This is a genomic window from Thioclava sp. F36-6 (genome assembly GCF_002020305.1).
In the GTDB taxonomy this organism is placed as follows: Bacteria; Pseudomonadota; Alphaproteobacteria; order Rhodobacterales; family Rhodobacteraceae; genus Thioclava; species Thioclava sediminum.
In genome coordinates, this window is record NZ_MPZX01000001.1 from 556,492 (window position 1) to 572,253 (window position 15,762).

General features: G+C 65.0%; 14 protein-coding genes. All 14 read left to right on the forward strand.

Annotation, left to right across the window (positions count from 1 at the left end; genetic code table 11):
• Window positions 1–218 precede the first annotated feature (218 nt).
• The 14 genes from BMI88_RS02675 (at window position 219) to BMI88_RS02740 (ending at window position 15,748) form a co-directional block, all read left to right on the forward strand.
• Window positions 219–2,855 carry a cation-transporting P-type ATPase gene (locus tag BMI88_RS02675; RefSeq protein WP_246831809.1) on the forward strand — a complete coding sequence of 879 codons (2,637 nt, stop codon included), beginning with the start codon at window positions 219–221 and terminating at the stop codon, window positions 2,853–2,855.
• Between the two features lie 120 nt (window positions 2,856–2,975).
• The gene (gene acsA, locus BMI88_RS02680) at window positions 2,976–4,715 is read left to right on the forward strand and encodes an acetate--CoA ligase (RefSeq protein ID WP_078545800.1); all 1,740 of its coding nucleotides are present in this window, start codon (window positions 2,976–2,978) and stop codon (window positions 4,713–4,715) included.
• Complete coding sequence (pdhA, locus tag BMI88_RS02685; protein ID WP_078545802.1) at window positions 4,712–6,709, forward strand: pyruvate dehydrogenase (acetyl-transferring) E1 component subunit alpha; 1,998 nt, start codon at window positions 4,712–4,714, stop codon at window positions 6,707–6,709. Before acsA ends, pdhA begins: the two co-directional genes overlap by 4 nt.
• Before the next feature lie 4 nt (window positions 6,710–6,713).
• The gene (locus BMI88_RS02690) at window positions 6,714–7,895 is read left to right on the forward strand and encodes a dihydrolipoamide acetyltransferase family protein (RefSeq protein ID WP_078545804.1); all 1,182 of its coding nucleotides are present in this window, start codon (window positions 6,714–6,716) and stop codon (window positions 7,893–7,895) included.
• Complete coding sequence (locus BMI88_RS02695; RefSeq protein ID WP_078545806.1) at window positions 7,892–8,134, forward strand: acyl carrier protein; 243 nt, start codon at window positions 7,892–7,894, stop codon at window positions 8,132–8,134. The genes BMI88_RS02690 and BMI88_RS02695 overlap by 4 nt, the downstream gene beginning before the upstream one ends.
• A gap of 446 nt (window positions 8,135–8,580) precedes the next feature.
• A complete protein-coding gene (locus BMI88_RS02700) occupies window positions 8,581–8,784 on the forward strand; it encodes a hypothetical protein (protein WP_146673452.1) in 204 nt (67 codons plus the stop codon).
• Window positions 8,785–8,929: 145 nt separating this feature from the next.
• Entirely contained in the window at window positions 8,930–9,703 is a 774-nt protein-coding gene (locus BMI88_RS02705) for a carbon-nitrogen hydrolase family protein (protein WP_078545822.1), read from the forward strand.
• Window positions 9,704–9,827: 124 nt separating this feature from the next.
• Window positions 9,828–10,496, forward strand: a complete 669-nt coding sequence (locus BMI88_RS02710; RefSeq protein ID WP_078545824.1) for a cupin domain-containing protein — start codon at window positions 9,828–9,830, stop codon at window positions 10,494–10,496.
• Window positions 10,497–10,529: 33 nt separating this feature from the next.
• Complete coding sequence (locus tag BMI88_RS02715) at window positions 10,530–11,594, forward strand: FAD-dependent oxidoreductase (protein WP_078545826.1); 1,065 nt, start codon at window positions 10,530–10,532, stop codon at window positions 11,592–11,594.
• Between the two features lie 124 nt (window positions 11,595–11,718).
• A complete protein-coding gene (locus tag BMI88_RS02720) occupies window positions 11,719–12,012 on the forward strand; it encodes a ribbon-helix-helix domain-containing protein (RefSeq protein WP_078530393.1) in 294 nt (97 codons plus the stop codon).
• 114 nt (window positions 12,013–12,126) lie between these two features.
• Window positions 12,127–12,522 (forward strand): VOC family protein, encoded by a 396-nt coding sequence (locus tag BMI88_RS02725; RefSeq protein ID WP_078545828.1) that lies wholly within the window; start codon window positions 12,127–12,129, stop codon window positions 12,520–12,522.
• 36 nt (window positions 12,523–12,558) lie between these two features.
• A complete protein-coding gene (locus tag BMI88_RS02730) occupies window positions 12,559–13,083 on the forward strand; it encodes a Twin-arginine translocation pathway signal (RefSeq protein WP_078545830.1) in 525 nt (174 codons plus the stop codon).
• An 11-nt stretch (window positions 13,084–13,094) separates the two neighbouring features.
• Complete coding sequence (locus BMI88_RS02735) at window positions 13,095–14,666, forward strand: GMC family oxidoreductase (protein ID WP_078545832.1); 1,572 nt, start codon at window positions 13,095–13,097, stop codon at window positions 14,664–14,666.
• 173 nt (window positions 14,667–14,839) lie between these two features.
• Entirely contained in the window at window positions 14,840–15,748 is a 909-nt protein-coding gene (locus BMI88_RS02740) for a pirin family protein (RefSeq protein WP_078539920.1), read from the forward strand.
• Window positions 15,749–15,762 lie beyond the last annotated feature (14 nt).

The following is a 15,762-nucleotide window of genomic DNA, read 5'->3' on the forward strand; positions in this document are numbered from 1 at the left end:
CCCGGTCGAGTTCGCGGTGCAAGATCGCAGCCCGACACGCGATTTAGGCTGAGACGACATGCGCAGGACGTCATTGATCTCGATCAACGATTTGTGAATCGCGGGTGAGGCGGACGGGGCAGACGCGAGTGTGACCCGTGCATCCCTACGCAAGTCCGGGCGATTGCGCTGCCTGCCGAAAGGCTTACCATCGCTTCGGGATGACGGAAGGCCTCGTGATGCAGGATACCGACGCCGCGCCAGCTTTTGCCGAAACCGCCGAGGCGGTGATCGTGCGTCTGTCCGTCCCCTTTCCGAACGGGCTGAGCGCTAACGAAGCCGCCACGCGCCTCGCGCGCCACGGGCCGAACGCTCTGCGACGTCCCAAGCCCCGAAGCGCATTGCGCATCCTGCTCCATCAGTTTCAGGGGGTGATCGTCGCGCTTCTCGTTCTGGCAACGGTGTTCTCGCTGGTCATCAACGATATCGTCGAGGCACTGGCGATTCTCGTCGTGCTGCTCTTGAACGGCGCGATCGGGTTTTTCACCGAGCTGCGCGCCACCCGCTCGATGGAGGCGCTGTTCAGCGTCGCCGAGGTCCGCACCCGCGTCCGTCGGGACGGGATTCTGATCGAGGTGGATGCCCGCGATCTCGTGCCGGGCGATCTCGTGGTGCTCGAAGCGGGCGATGTGGTGACCGCCGATCTGCGGCTCGTCGAGGCGTCGGGGCTTCATTGCGACGAATCCGTGCTGACCGGCGAGTCCCTTTCGGTTCTCAAGACCACCAAACCGCTACCATCCGATGCGGTGCTGGGGGATCGCACCAATATGGGGTTCAAGGGAGCGGCCGTCACACGGGGGGCCGGAACCGGCGTGGTGGTGCGGACCGGCATGGAGACCGAGATCGGCAAGATCAGCCAGCTTGCGATGGCGGCCAGCACGGAACCCACACCGCTCGAACACCAACTGACGCGGCTCGGGCAGCGATTGGTCTGGCTGACGATCTTTCTTGCCGTCGCGATCATCGTCACGGGGCTGGCGCAGGGCCACCCGCTCACCAGTATGATCCAGACCGGGGTCGCCCTTGCCGTGGCCGCGATCCCCGAAGGCATCCCTGTTGTGGCCACCTTGTCGCTTGCGCGCGGGATGTGGCGCATGGTGCAGCGCAATGCCCTGATCAGCCGCCTGTCCTCGGTTGAGACGCTCGGTGCGACGACGCTGATCCTGACGGACAAGACCGGAACCCTGACCGAAAACCGGATGAGCGTGGTGCAGGTCTTGCTCGACGGGGGGAGCGTGGATCTGGATGGGCCGGAGACCGGTGTCGCGGAGGACCGTCTGCGCGCCGCGTTGAAGATCGGCATGCTGTGCAACAATGCCGAGCTGGGCGACGGCGATGAGGGCCGGATCGGCGACCCGACCGAACTGGCCTTGCTGAGTGCGGCACGACAGGCGGGGGTGACCGAGGACGAAGTGGAGCCACGCCTGCTCCAACATGCTTTCGAGAGCGATAGCCTGATGATGGCGACCGTCCATGCGTTGCCGGACGGGGGCGCGCTCTATGCAGTGAAGGGCGCGCCCGAGGCGGTGATCGCCTCTTGCTCCGAGGTTCTGGGGGCGGAAGGCCCGCGCCCTCTGAGCGCCGAAGACAAGGCCGACTGGATCGCGCGGAACGCGGATGCCGCGAGCGAGGGGCTGCGTGGGATCGGCCTCGCGATGAAGCAGACGGACGGGACGGAGGACGCGCCCTATGAGGGGCTGACGCTTGTAGCGATTGCCTGCCTCGCCGATCCGTTGCGCAAGGATGTGCCCCCCGCGATTGCGGCCTGCCAGAGCGCCGGGGTCCGGGTGATCATGCTGACGGGCGATCATGCCGAGACTGCCGCGCGCATTGCGAAGGATGCCGGGATCAGCGGAAACGGTGCGGTGGCGATCGAGGGGCGAGACCTCACCGGGCTCGATCTGGAAAGCGCCCCGGAGGAAACGCTCGACCGCCTGCGCAAGGCCAGCGTCTTCGCCCGCGTCGCTCCGGCGACGAAGCTGGACCTCGTCAGCTTCTATCAGCGCGAGGGGGAGACCGTCGCGATGACGGGCGACGGAGTGAATGACGCGCCGGCGCTGAAGAAAGCCGATATCGGCATCGCGATGGGACAGCGCGGCACTCAGGTCGCTCGCGAGGCGGCGCATATGGTGCTCAAGGACGACGATTTCGCGACCATCGTCGAGGCGGTGCGACAGGGCAGGGTGATCTTCGGCAATATCCGCAAATTCATCGTCTACCTGATGTCGTGCAATCTTTCGGAGATCCTTGTGGTCGGGATCGCCGTGGGGGTGGGGCTTCCTTCACCGCTCCTGCCGCTGCAGATCCTGTTTCTCAATCTCGTCACCGATGTCTTCCCCGCGCTGGCGCTCGGTTTGGGGCATGGGGACGGCCATGAGATGCGCCGCCCGCCCCGTGACCGTGCCGAGCCGATCCTCGCGCGCAGGGAATGGGGACGCATCATTGCGCTCGGGGTCATCGTGACGCTGGCGACGATGCTGTCTTTCGGGGGGGCGCTCTACGGTCTGCAGCTTGAGCCCGCCGCCGCCGTCACCGTGGCCTTCGTCACACTCGCGCTGGGCCAGCTGTGGAACGTGTTCAACATGCGCGAGGCCGACACCCATGCCCTGCGCAACGATGTGACGCGCAACCCCTATGTCTGGGGGGCGCTTGTCCTGTGTCTCGTGCTGATCGCCGGGGCGCTGTGGCTGCCGGGGCTCTCCGATGTGCTGCAGCTGCCGTCGCCCGGAATCGCGGGGCTGACGCTCGCCGGGGCGATGAGCCTGCTGCCGCCGCTGCTGGGGCATCTGGTCGTATCGCGCGCAACCCGCAGATAATTTCCGCTCCCGCGTTGAGCCACATCAATGAAACTGCCTCCTGTCTTCGCCTAGGCAAGATTATGGCCGTTCGTGACAGGGGGCGGCCCATCGACTGGCATCACCTTGGGAGGAGGCGTGATGACTTGGGCGATTATCCGAAAGTCGGATGCCGAACGGGCAGCCGCAACGTTGACCGATGAGGTCCGCAAGGCGTTCACATGGGACACCGCGCGGGCGATGCTCGACGGCTTTCCCGATGGCGGGTTGAACATCGCCTACGAGGCGGTGGATCGCCATGTCGCCGCGGGCCATGGGGCGGATGAGGCGATCCTGTGGCTGGGCAAGGACGGCGCGCGAGAAAGCCTGAGCTACGGCGATCTCGCCGCCCGGACCGCACGCTTCGCCAATGTGCTTAAAAGCCACGGACTGAAACCGGGCGATCGGCTCTTCGGTCTCGCGGGACGAGTTCCCGATCTCTACATCGCCGCGCTGGGCACGCTGAAGGCCGGGATGATCTTCTCGCCGCTCTTTTCCGCCTTCGGGCCCGAGCCCTTGCGCACCCGGCTCGAGATCGGCGAGGCCAACGCGCTGATCACGACTGCCTCGATCTATCGCCGCAAGATCGCCGCCTGGCGCGACGAAATCCCTTCCCTCAAACTGGTGCTGATCATCGGCGACGATGCACCCGACGATTGCGTAGCACTCGGCCCCGCGATGGCGGCGGCCTCGGAGGAGTTCGAGACGGTCCGCACGGCCCCAGAGGACCCCGCGCTGATCCATTTCACCTCCGGCACTACGGGCCGTCCGAAAGGCGCGGTGCATGTCCACAACGCGGTGGTGATGCACGCCGCCGCAGGGCGCTACGCGCTCGAACTGACGCCGGGCACGCGCTACTGGTGCACCGCCGATCCGGGCTGGGTGACGGGCACCTCTTTCGGGATCATCTCGCCGCTGGTGAACCGGGTGCGGATGGTCGTCGACGAGGCCGATTTCGATCTCGACCGCTGGTATGGCATCCTTGAGCGCGAGCAGATCGAGGTCTGGTACACCGCGCCCACCGCGATCCGCATGATGATGCGCGCAGGGAAAGAGGCGGCCGCGCCTTACGATTTCTCGAAGCTGCGGTTCATGGCTTCGGTGGGCGAGCCGCTCAACCCCGAGGCCGTGGTCTGGGGCAACGAGGTCTTCGGCAAACCTTTCCACGACAATTGGTGGCAGACCGAGACCGGCGGCATCATGATCGCCAATACTCGCGCGATGGATGTGCATCCCGGCTCGATGGGCAAGCCGCTGCCCGGGATCGAGGCGGGGATCGTCGAGCGTGTCGAGGATGGGCTGCGCGACTGCAAGCCCGGCGAGATCGGCGAACTGGCGCTTCGCCCCGGCTGGCCCTCGATGATGCGCGCCTATCTGCACGAAGAGGCACGCTACAAGAAGTGCTTCGTGGATGGCTGGTATCTCTCGGGCGATCTCGCGATGCGCGATGCGGAGGGCTATTTCTGGTTCGTGGGCCGCGCCGACGATCTGATCAAATCTTCCGGTCACCTGATCGGCCCCTTCGAGGTCGAGAGCGCGCTGATCGAGCACCCGGCAGTGGCCGAGGCCGCCGTGATCGGCCTGCCGGACGAGACCGCAGGCGAGGTCGTGAAGGCTTACGTCGCGCTCAATCCGGGCTTCGAGCCATCGGAAGATCTCGAACGCGACATTCGGGGCCTTGCGCGCAAGAAGCTCGGCGCGGCGGTCGCCCCGCGCGAGGTGGTGTTCCGCAAAACCCTGCCGAAGACCCGTTCGGGCAAGATCATGCGCCGTCTGCTGAAGGCGCGCGAGCTGGGCCTGCCGGAAGGCGATATTTCGACGCTGGAGAGTGACGAGACATGACTGCCGACAAACCGCATCTGACCCATGACCACATCCGCGAATTGCTCACGGCGATGATCCGTGTGCGCCATTTCGAGGATAAATGCGCCGAGCTCTACACGCAGGAGAAAATCCGCGGCTTCCTTCATCTCTACGATGGCGAGGAGGCGGTGGCCTCGGGCGTGATCCCGCGGCTTGGCCCCGAGGATCGCGTGGTGGCGACCTATCGCGAGCACGGCCATGCGCTGGTGCGCGGCGTGCCGATGGAACGCGTGATGGCCGAGATGTATGGCAAGGCTACGGGCGCCTCGGGCGGGCGGGGCGGCTCGATGCATATCTTCGACGCCGAGCGCAATTTCTATGGCGGCAACGCGATCGTGGGGGGCGGGCTGCCGCTGGCCGTGGGTCTCGCGCTGCGCGACCGGATGATGGGTGCGCCAAACGTGACCGCTTGCTTCTTCGGCGAAGGCGCGGTGGCCGAGGGCGAATTCCACGAGTCGATGAACCTCGCGCAGCTCTGGTCACTGCCGGTGCTGTTCGTGTGCGAGAACAACGGCTACGCGATGGGCTCGGCCCTGGCGCGGACCGAGGCCGAGACCGACATCCGGCGCAAGGCGGCGGCCTATGGCACTGTGACCGAACAGGTGGACGGGATGGATGTGGTCGCGGTCGAGGCGGCCACCCGTCGCGCGCTCGCTGCGATCCGCGAGACCGGCAAACCCTATTTTCTCGAATGTCTGACCTATCGCTTCCGGGCGCATTCGATGTTCGACGCCCAGCTCTATCGCGACAAGGACGAGGTGGCCGCGTGGCGCGAGAAGGGGCCGATCGTACGGTTCCAGACCTGGCTTTACAAGAGCGGGCTGATGCATCCCGAGGAGGTCGCGCAGATCGAGGCGGACGTCGAGGATGAGATCGCCGCTGCCGTCGCCTATGCCGAGGCGAGCGAGTGGGAGCCGCTCGAGACGCTCACCCGCCATGTCATGGCAGAGGACCGCCCCACGCCGCCCGCACCGCCCGAACCCAGCGCCGAGACCGTCGAGATGACCTATCGCGAGGCGGTCAAGCAGGCCATCCGCGACGCGATGACCCGCGACGAGCGCGTCTTCCTGATGGGCGAGGATGTGGGCGCTTACGGCGGGTGCTACGCGGTCTCCAAAGGGTTGATGGACGAATTCGGCGAGGATCGCATCCGCGACACGCCACTGTCGGAGTCCGGCTTCACCGGGGCCGGGATCGGCGCGGCGGCGGCGGGGATGCGGCCGATCGTCGAGGTGATGACGGTGAACTTCTCGCTGCTCGCGCTCGACCAGATCATGAACACCGCCGCTACGATCCGGCATATGTCGGGCGGGCAGTTCGGTGCGCCCGTGGTGATCCGTCTCGCGACCGGCGCGGGCAAGCAGCTGGCGGCGCAGCATTCCCATTCGCTTGAAGGGTGGTACGCGCATATTCCCGGGCTACGGGTTCTCGCGCCCGCCACGCTCGAGGACGCGCGCGGGATGCTGTGGACCGCGCTTAAGGATCCCGACCCGGTGCTGATCTTCGAGAATGTCATGCTCTACAACATGACCGGGCAGATCGCGGCGAATGCCGGGCCGGTCGATATCGACAAAGCCGCGATCCGGCGCGCGGGTAAGGATATCAGCCTGATCACCTATGGCGGATCGCTGTGGAAGACGCTGGAGGCGGCCGAAGCGCTGACAGGCGAGGGGATCGAGGCCGAGGTGATCGACCTGCGCTCGCTGCGCCCGCTCGATGACGCGACGATCATGGCCTCGCTTGCGCGCACGCGCCGCGCGGTGATCGTGGATGAGGGCTGGCGGTCGGGCTCGCTCTCGGCCGAGATCGCGGCCCGGATCGGCGAGCAGGCCTTCTGGCATCTCGATGCGCCGGTGGGGCGGGTGTGCTCGGCCGAGGTGCCGATCCCCTATCCCAAACATCTCGAGGACGCCGCCATTCCGCAGGTGCCCGCCATCGTGGCCGCCGTGAAGGCGACGCTTGGGAAAGGGTGACGCGATGGCCGTTTTCAAGATGCCCTCGCTCGGCGCGGATATGGAGGCGGGCAAGCTGGTCGAATGGCTGGTGAAGCCCGGCGATACGGTCAAGCACGGCGATATCGTCGCGGTGGTCGAGACCCAGAAGGGCGCCATCGAGATCGAGGTCTTCGAGGATGGCGTGGTCGAAAAGCTGATGGCCGAACTGGGCCAGAGCCTGCCCGTCGGTGCGCCGCTCGCCGTTATTCAGGCACCGGGGGAAGCCGGGGAGCACCCTTCGGAGGAAGCGCCGCCAGTTGCGCCGCAGACCGCGACCGAACCCGTCACGCCCGTTGCGGAAGCCGCGCCGCCGAGTGCTCCGCCTGCCGCCACCGGAGCAGGCATCGCCGCATCACCTGCCGCCAAGGCGCGCGCGGCGGAACTGGGGATCGCGCTGGAGAATATCACCGGCAGCGGGCCGGGAGGCGCGATCGTCCTCGCCGATGTCGAGACGACGAAACCCACCGCGGCACCGTCCCCGGCGCAAGATCGCGGCGCTTATCTCGCCGAGATGCGCAAGGCGATCGCCGCCGCGATGGCGCGGTCGAAACGCGAGATCCCGCATTACTACATCACTCACACGGTCGACCTCAGCTCTGCGAGCGACTGGCTAAGCGCCGCCAATGCGGACCGCCCGCCCGAAGAACGCATCCTGATGGGCGCGCTCCTGATGAAGGCGATGGCGCTGGCGGCACGCGAGGAAAAGGCGGTGAACGGGTATTTCGGGGAAGATGGGTTTACGCCCTCCGCGGCGATCCATCTCGGGCTGGCCATCGCGCTCAGGGGCGGGGGGCTCGTGGCCCCCGCGATCCTCGATGCCGACAAGAAGAGCCTGCAGGATTTGATGGAGGCGATGCGCGACCTCACGATGCGCGCCCGTGCCGGGCGGCTCAAAAGCTCGGAGATGAGCATGGCGACGCTGACCTTCTCGGCGCTCGGCGAAAGCGGGGTCGAGGCGATGGCCGGGATCATCGTGCCGCCGCAGGTCGCGATCGTCACCGCTGGCGCGCCCGGCCCGCAACCGCTGGTGCGCGACGGCGAAGTGATCGCCGCGCAGGCCGTCACGCTGACCCTCGCCGCCGATCACCGCGTGAGCGACGGGCGGCTGGGCTCGAAATTCCTGACCGCGATCGACGCGAAGCTGCAAACCCCGGAGGAGCTATGACCGAAGACGAAATCCGCAGCGCCTATATCGAGGAACTCGTGCGCGTCGCCCCCGATCTCGACCCTGCCGAAATCGCGGGCTCGGACCATCTGCAGGACGATCTCGAACTCGACTCGATGGATATCCTGAATCTGGTGATCGCGCTCAACCAGCGCTTCGGCGTCGCGATTGCCGAGGCGGATTACCCCCAGATCGCGACCCCGGATCTTGCTGCGGCGTTTCTCGCGCAGAGGGTGTGAGGGATTGGCTTAGGTGATCCGTCGCGGCATCCGACGTCTGATGGCGTCCGAACCGAGCAGAGGCTGGCATGAGGGGGCAATCAGAGGACGCGCGGCTGCTGGGGTGGGAAGCACCGCCGCACGGCTCGCAGATGCAGATATTTCGAAGCCTGGCCGCAAATCGAGGGCCCCTTGGTTTCTCGCTCGGATGCCAAACAGTCCAAATTGTACCTGCCCAGCCGAAGCCTCCGCGGAAGTTTCAACCATGAGAGGTTTCGGCACGCAGTGAATCAATTCGCTGTGACCGCGGACAAACCTGAGGAAATCCGCAGTGAACGGAGTCGCGTTCCTTTGCTACCAGTTGGCTATTCGTAACAATTGTCTATTCGCAAAAAGTCATTTTTCAGAGGGCCCCGGCCGTATCGCGAGCCTCTTGCGTCCTTGATGAGTTAGAGATGGAGATCGTGATGATCGAAACGCGTATCGAAGTAGAGTGCCTCGAAGACGGGGCCATCCGGCTGCGCAGAGGAGCGTGGTCGGACCGGGTGCCGCGCGCGCGGATCGACCACTGGGCGGACCACTATGAGCTGATGCATCTCAATAATGGCAATGCCGGCTATCTCGAACTGGCACGTGCTTTGCGGGAGGCCAAGGCGAAACTCCTGTCTTGATTGAACTGAACAGGTCGTCGCGGCCGCCTTCGTACCGACCCTCTCTCCAGACGTCAGTCGCCCCTAGGCAGAGTTTTCTGGCTTTGCTCAGGGTGACGGCCTGCAATGCAAGCGATACGCTTGTTTGTCGAGAATGGAGACAAACATGAAAATCGCGCTTGTTCAGCCGCATCCGCTTCCTTCTGACCCGGCGCAGATATTTGCGGCCATCGAGAGATGGGTGCGCGGCCTGTCCTCGCTCGGCGTCGATCTTGTCGTACTGCCCGAGCTGATCCTGCCCGGCTACAATCGGCCCGAGGATCATCGTGTGCAGGCGCAGCCCCTCGGGGGAGAGTGGTGCACCGCGATGGGCGATATCGCGCGCAAATACGAATGCGCGATCTGTTTTGGCTGGGCCGAACGGCTGGGCGATGACGTGTTCAACGCGGCGTCCGTCCTCGATAAAACTGGCGCGCGGGTCGGTCATTATCGCAAGATTCAGCTTTTTGGCGAGATGGAGCGCGCGAGTTTCGCCTTCGGGACGGAAACGCCGCCTGTCTTCGAGTTGAACGGCATCCGGACCGGCCTGCTGATCTGCTACGACATCGAGTTCCCGGAACACGCACGTACCTTGGCGAAAGCGAAGGCCGAGTTGATCCTCGTGCCGACGGCGAACCCGGTTGGCTACGATCACGTCCCCGATCTGCTCGTGCGGGCGCGAGCGAATGAGAACGCGGCCGTCGTGGTCTATGCGAATTACGCCGGTCCTGATCGCGATATCGACTTCGGTGGCAAGTCCGTGATCGCGGGTCCCGACGGACAGGCTGTGGCGCAGGCCGGAAGCGGGCCGACGACGTTGATCGCGGACCTGCCGAAATCCGCGGAATATCCAAGCGAGGTCATCTCGGTACAGCTCGATGATCTGCGCAGCGTGGAATAACCGCGGGACTTCGCGGCTCCCCTCCATTTGAAATTCTGCCTTGCGAGCATAGCTCCGAATTACGCGCCGCTTGGCGACGGAGCGACAGTCCAGCCCGGGTCTGGGCAGATATTTCGGAGGGAACATGGAAATCAACGCGGAATTCTCGGAGCGCGTGCTCGTTCATTCCGACACGCTCGACTGGCACGGCTCGCCGTCGGCGGGTGTCGAGCGGCGGATGCTCGACCGGATCGGCGACGAGGTGGCGCGGGCGACGAGCATCGTGCGCTTCGCCCCGGGGCACAGTTTCTCGGCACATACGCATGGTGGCGGCGAGGAATATCTCGTGCTCGAAGGCGTGTTCCAGGACGAGAGCGGCGATTATCCGGCGGGGACTTATGTGCGCAATCCGCCGCAGACCCGGCACCGGCCGGGATCGGAGGGTGGCTGCACGATCTTCGTGAAGCTCTGGCAGTTCGACCCTGACGACCGCAATCAGTTTCACAAGGATCTGCGGGCCGATCTTATCCAGACCGGCGAGGGCGTCGAGTGCGCTGAACTTCATCGCGACGCACGTGAGATCGTCCGCTATTTCCGGCTCGCGCCGGATGCGACCCTGTCGCTCGATGATCCGGGTGGGATGGAGTTGCTCGTGCTGGATGGGACGCTGTCCGAAGGCGGCGATGACCTGCGCAAGGGATCGTGGTTGCGCCTGCCTGACGGGCAATCGCTGCAGGTTCAGGCCGGGCCGGGCGGCGCCGAGTTCTGGAGCAAGACGGGGCATCTGCGCTTCGTTGCCGCGCCGAAACAGTGACAGGAATCCATTTCTCAAAATGACGAGGCTTCCATGAAAACGCAGGTCGCGATCGTGGGCGGCGGGCTCGCGGGCTTGGCGCTCGCGCGGGATCTGCACGCGCGCGGTGTCTCTTTCGAATTGTTCGAGGCGCGGCCGCGCTTTGGTGGACGGATCAAGGCGCTTGAGACCGCAACGGGCAGCGTCGATCTCGGCCCGTCATGGTTCTGGCCCGGCCAGCCCCGGATCGCCGCGCTCACCGAGGCGCTGAACCTGCGCAAGTTCGAGCAATTTGCGCGCGGCGCGGTGTCGCTGGAAGATGCGAGCGGCGAGGTTCACCGCAATATGGGCTTTGCCAGCATGGCGGGGTCGTGGCGTCTCGAAGGCGGCATGGTCGCGCTGACGAATGCGCTTGCCGCCGCTCTTCCCACCGCACAGCTTCATCCCGGGTCGCCCGTCGTCGAAATCGGGGCAGGGCCTTCGGTCACGCTTGAGGATGGACGGGTCTGCGAGGCCGAGCACGTCGTGCTGGCCGTGCCGCCCCGCGTTGCGGCGCATATGTCTTTCGCGCCGCAGTTGAGCGAGGCGCAGATGCAGGCGCTCCGCGCGATCCCGACTTGGATGGCGGGGCACGCGAAATTCGTCGCCCTCTACGAGCGACCGTTCTGGCGCGAAGCCGGGCTGTCGGGCGATGCGATGAGCCAGCGCGGGCCTCTTGCGGAAATCCATGATGCGTCCGGGCCGGACGGCACGCCGGCGGCGCTGTTCGGCTTTCTGGGCGTGCCGGCGCGGGCGCGGATCGGGCAGGAGGAGGTGGTCAAAGCTGCCGCCCTTGAACAGCTTGGCCGGATCTTTGGGCCCGAGGCGGCCAACCCTCAGACCTATGCGCTCGAAGACTGGGCCGTCGCGCCCGAAACGGCGACGGGGGCCGATCTCGAACCGCTCAGGTTCCACCCCGATTACGGCCTGCCGCCGGTGCTGCGCGGGCTCCGTGAGGGCCGTGTGCATTTCGCGTCTTCGGAAACCGCGCCCGAGATGGGCGGCTACATGGAAGGCGCGCTGGCGGCGGCGGAGCGCGTGGCGCATGACCTCGTGGGAGGGTTCGCGGCGACCCCATAGCCCGACGCGCTCAGCTATACGCCCCGTCACAACACGATTGACCCGCCCCGGATTGACCATATTCTTGAGTCTCGGGTGAATCTTGGTTCGCCTCGGCAATCGGATCTGAGGGAGGAGAGACGATATGTGCCATGTATTCGCCGGTCAGGACCCGGAGCGTTATTCCAGCGAGACGCGCAGGCTGCGGCTCAACGGCCAAAGCACGAGCATCCGGCTCGAGAACGCATTCTGGGATATTCTCGACGAGATCGCCGCGCGCGATGGGGTGTCCACGCCGACCTTCATCTCGACGCTGCATGCGGAAGTGCTCGAACTGCGCGGGGAGCCGTCGAACTTCACGTCGCTGCTGCGCTGTGCGTGCCTGAAATTCATGGAAATCTCGACCGATCGCGCCCCGCTCGCGGTCGCCGCAGAGTAAGCGCAAGCCTGACGACAAACATTCTTAAGGGGTAGTATAGACCTACTACCCGCCCCACCGCGGCCCGCTGCTAGGCTCTCAGGACAACTGACAGCACTACAGCGGGAGCAACCGGTGGCAAAATCCATTCATTCCATGATCCGTGTCCTCGACGAGGACCGCTCGGTCGCGTTCTACGACAAGGCTTTCGGCCTCAAGGTCGCCGACCGTCTCGACTTTCCGGATTTCACGCTCGTCTATCTGAGCAATCCCGAAAGCGAGTTCGAACTGGAACTCACCGTCAACAAGGGCCGGACCGAGCCCTATGACCTCGGCGATGGCTACGGCCATTTCGCGGTCTCGGTCGATGATCTCGAAGCCGAACATAAACGCTTCGAGGCGGAGGGCCTTGCGCCTCGCAAACTCGTGGAATTCGCGCCGGCAGGGGAGGTCGTCGCGAAGTTCTTTTTCGTGGCCGATCCGGACGGATACCAGATCGAGGTGCTCGCGCGCGAAGGCCGCTTCAAGTGAGATTTTCCTAAGGGAGACATCAGGGAGGAGACGACAATGGCAACCAAGGCAAGCTCGAAAGGGCTGACCAGACGGCAGCTGCTGGCGCGGGCAACCGTGGCGGGGGCGAGCTTCGTCGTGGGTTCGGGGTTCATGGCGGCGCGCAATGCCGCCTGGGCCACCGAGCTCTCGGCGCTCAAGCCCACGACCTTCGCGACGCTCGTGCAGATGGCGCGCGATATCTACCCGCACGACAAGGTCGACGACCAGTATTATGTCATCGCGGTGAAGGGCTACGACACTGCCGATACAGCTGACGAAATCGAAGCGGGGATTGCCGCGCTCGATGCGGCGGCACGCGGCAAAGGCTTCGCGAATTACCTCGAAACGGGCTGGGAGAAGGATCGCGTCGCGATCCTGCGGGGCATGGAGGAAAGCCCTTTCTTCCAGAAGATCCGGGGCGGACTGGTGACAGGTCTCTACAACCAGAAAGCGGTCTGGCCGATCTTCGGCTACGAGGGCGAGTCCTATTCCAAGGGCGGCTACATTAACCGCGGTTTTGACGACATCGACTGGCTGTAAGGGAGGCAGACATGGTTGCGAAATTTGATCTGAGCGACGACAGCGTCGTTGTCATCATCGGCACCGGCGCAGGCGGCGGCGTGCTGGCAAACGAGCTAGCGCAGAAGGGCGTCAAGGTCGTGGCGCTCGAAGCGGGCGGTCGCTATCTGCCCGAGGATTACATCAACGACGAATGGGAAAGTTTCGGCCAGCTCGCCTGGACCGAGCCGCGCACCACGAGCGGCGACTGGCGGGTGGCGAAGGACTTCTCGGGTCTGCCCGCATGGATCGTGAAAGCGGTCGGCGGCACCTCGATCCACTGGGCCGGGGCGAGCCTGCGCTTTCAGGACCACGAGTTCAAGACGAAGACCCATTACGGCAATGTCGACGGGGCGAACCTGCTCGACTGGCCGATCGATTCGGCCGAGCTTGCGCCCTATTACGACAAGGCCGAGGCCAAGCTGGGCGTGACCCGCACCGGCGACCGTCCGGGCCTGCCGGGCAACAACAACTTCAAGGTGCTGGAGAAAGGCGCGAAGTCGCTCGGCTATGCGGAGGTGAACACCGGACATATGGCGATCAACTCGATCGACTATGACGACCGGATGTCGTGCCAGCAGACGGGCTTCTGTTTCCAGGGCTGCAAATGGGGCGCCAAGTGGTCGTCGGCCTACACCGATATTCCGCGCGGCGAGGCGACCGGCAATCTGGAGGTGCGCGATCACTGCCACGTCGCCCGTATCCTGCATGACGATCAGGGCATGGCCTCCGGCGTCGAGTATTTCGACAAGGAGGGCAATCTGCAGATGCAGAAGGCCAAGATCGTCTGCGTCGCGGGCAACTCGATCGAGAGCCCGCGCGTGCTCCTGAATTCGCATTCGGCGATGTTCCCCGACGGGCTTGCGAACTCCTCTGGGCAGGTGGGGCGCAACTACATGCGCCACACCACGGGCTCGGTCTATGGCGTCTTCGACAAGCCGGTGAAGATGTGGCGCGGCACGACGATGGCGGGCATTGTCCGCGACGAGGCGCGCCACGATCCCTCGCGCGGTTTCGTCGGCGGATATGAGCTGGAAACGCTCAGCCTCGGTCTGCCCTTCATGGCGGCCTTCCTCGATCCGGGCGGCTGGGGGCGCGAGTTCACCTCGGCGCTCGACAGCTACGAGAACATGGCCGGGATGTGGATCGTCGGCGAAGACATGCCGCAGGAGACCAACCGCATCACCCTCAACCACAAGGTCGAGGACGCCTACGGGCTGCCGGTGGCCAACGTGAACTACACCGATCACCCGAACGACCGGGCGATGCGCGATCACGCTTATGCCCGTGGCGCTGCGATCTACGATGCGGTGGGGGCGACCCGGACGCTGCCGACGCCGCCCTATCCGTCGACGCATAACCTCGGCACCAACCGGATGTCCGAGAACCCGCGCGACGGGGTGGTGAACAAGCACGGCCAGACCCATGACGTGCCGAACCTGTTCATCTCGGACGGCTCGCAATTCACGACGGGGGCTGCGGAGAACCCGACGCTGACCATCGTGGCGCTCGCGATCCGGCAGGCGGATTTCATCGCCGGGGAGCTGTCCAAGGGTAACATCTGATCCCGAGAGGGTCAGCTAAGGCAAAAGAAGACCGGGCTGCCGAAGGGTGGCCCGGTTCTTTTTTGGGAACATTTGCCCATCTGCGCGCTTGCGCACAGGACATGCGGGACCTTCGCTAATTCAAATTTCCACGGGAAGCCCCACACTATCACCAACGATATTTGGAGGCTCCCATGACCTTTCGACCTGTCTCGGCCACCAGCCAAGCGCAACCCGCGCTCGAAGGCGCCGGCGTTCACCTGCATCGCGTGTTTGGCTTCGGTGATCCGTCGCTGACCGACCCGTTCCTGATGATGGACGACTTCCGCAACGACGATCCGCGGCTCTATTCCAAGGGCTTCCCGTGGCACCCGCATCGGGGCATCGAGACGATTACCTATGTGCTCGACGGCCAGGTGGAGCACGCGGATTCGCTCGGCAATCGCGGTCTTCTCGGCGCGGGCAGCGTGCAATGGATGACGGCGGGCTCCGGCATCGTCCATCAGGAGATGCCCTCGGGCAATGCCAAGGGGCAGATGCATGGGTTCCAGCTTTGGGCGAACCTGCCCGGCGCGCTCAAGATGACGGCACCGCGCTATCAGGACATCACCGGCAGCGACATCCCGATCGAAGGCGACGATGACGGCACGACCGTGAAGGTCATCATCGGCTCGTTCTGGGGCAAGACCGGCCCGGTCGACGGTATCGCCGCCAATCCGATGCTGCTCGACGTGTCGATCCCCGCAGGACGGCGCAAGGTGCTGCCGGTCGATACGCACTCCAATGCGCTCGCCTATGTGTTTGCAGGCTCCGGCACCTTCCGTGACGCCAGCGATCCCGTCGGCATCAAGGTCGAGAAGGAATATCGCGGGCAGGAGCTGAATATCCGCGACATGACCGGCAACCGCACGCTGGTCCGCTTCGGCGCGGGCGACGAGATCACGGTGCAGGCCGGGGACGAAGGTCTCCGCTTCCTGCTGATGACCGGCCGCCCGATCCAGGAGCCCGTCGCATGGCACGGCCCCATCGTCATGAACACGCAAGACGAACTGCGTCAGGCGCTGACTGAACTCAACAACGGCACGTTCATCAAACACGGGTGAGGGCGCCGTTGCCC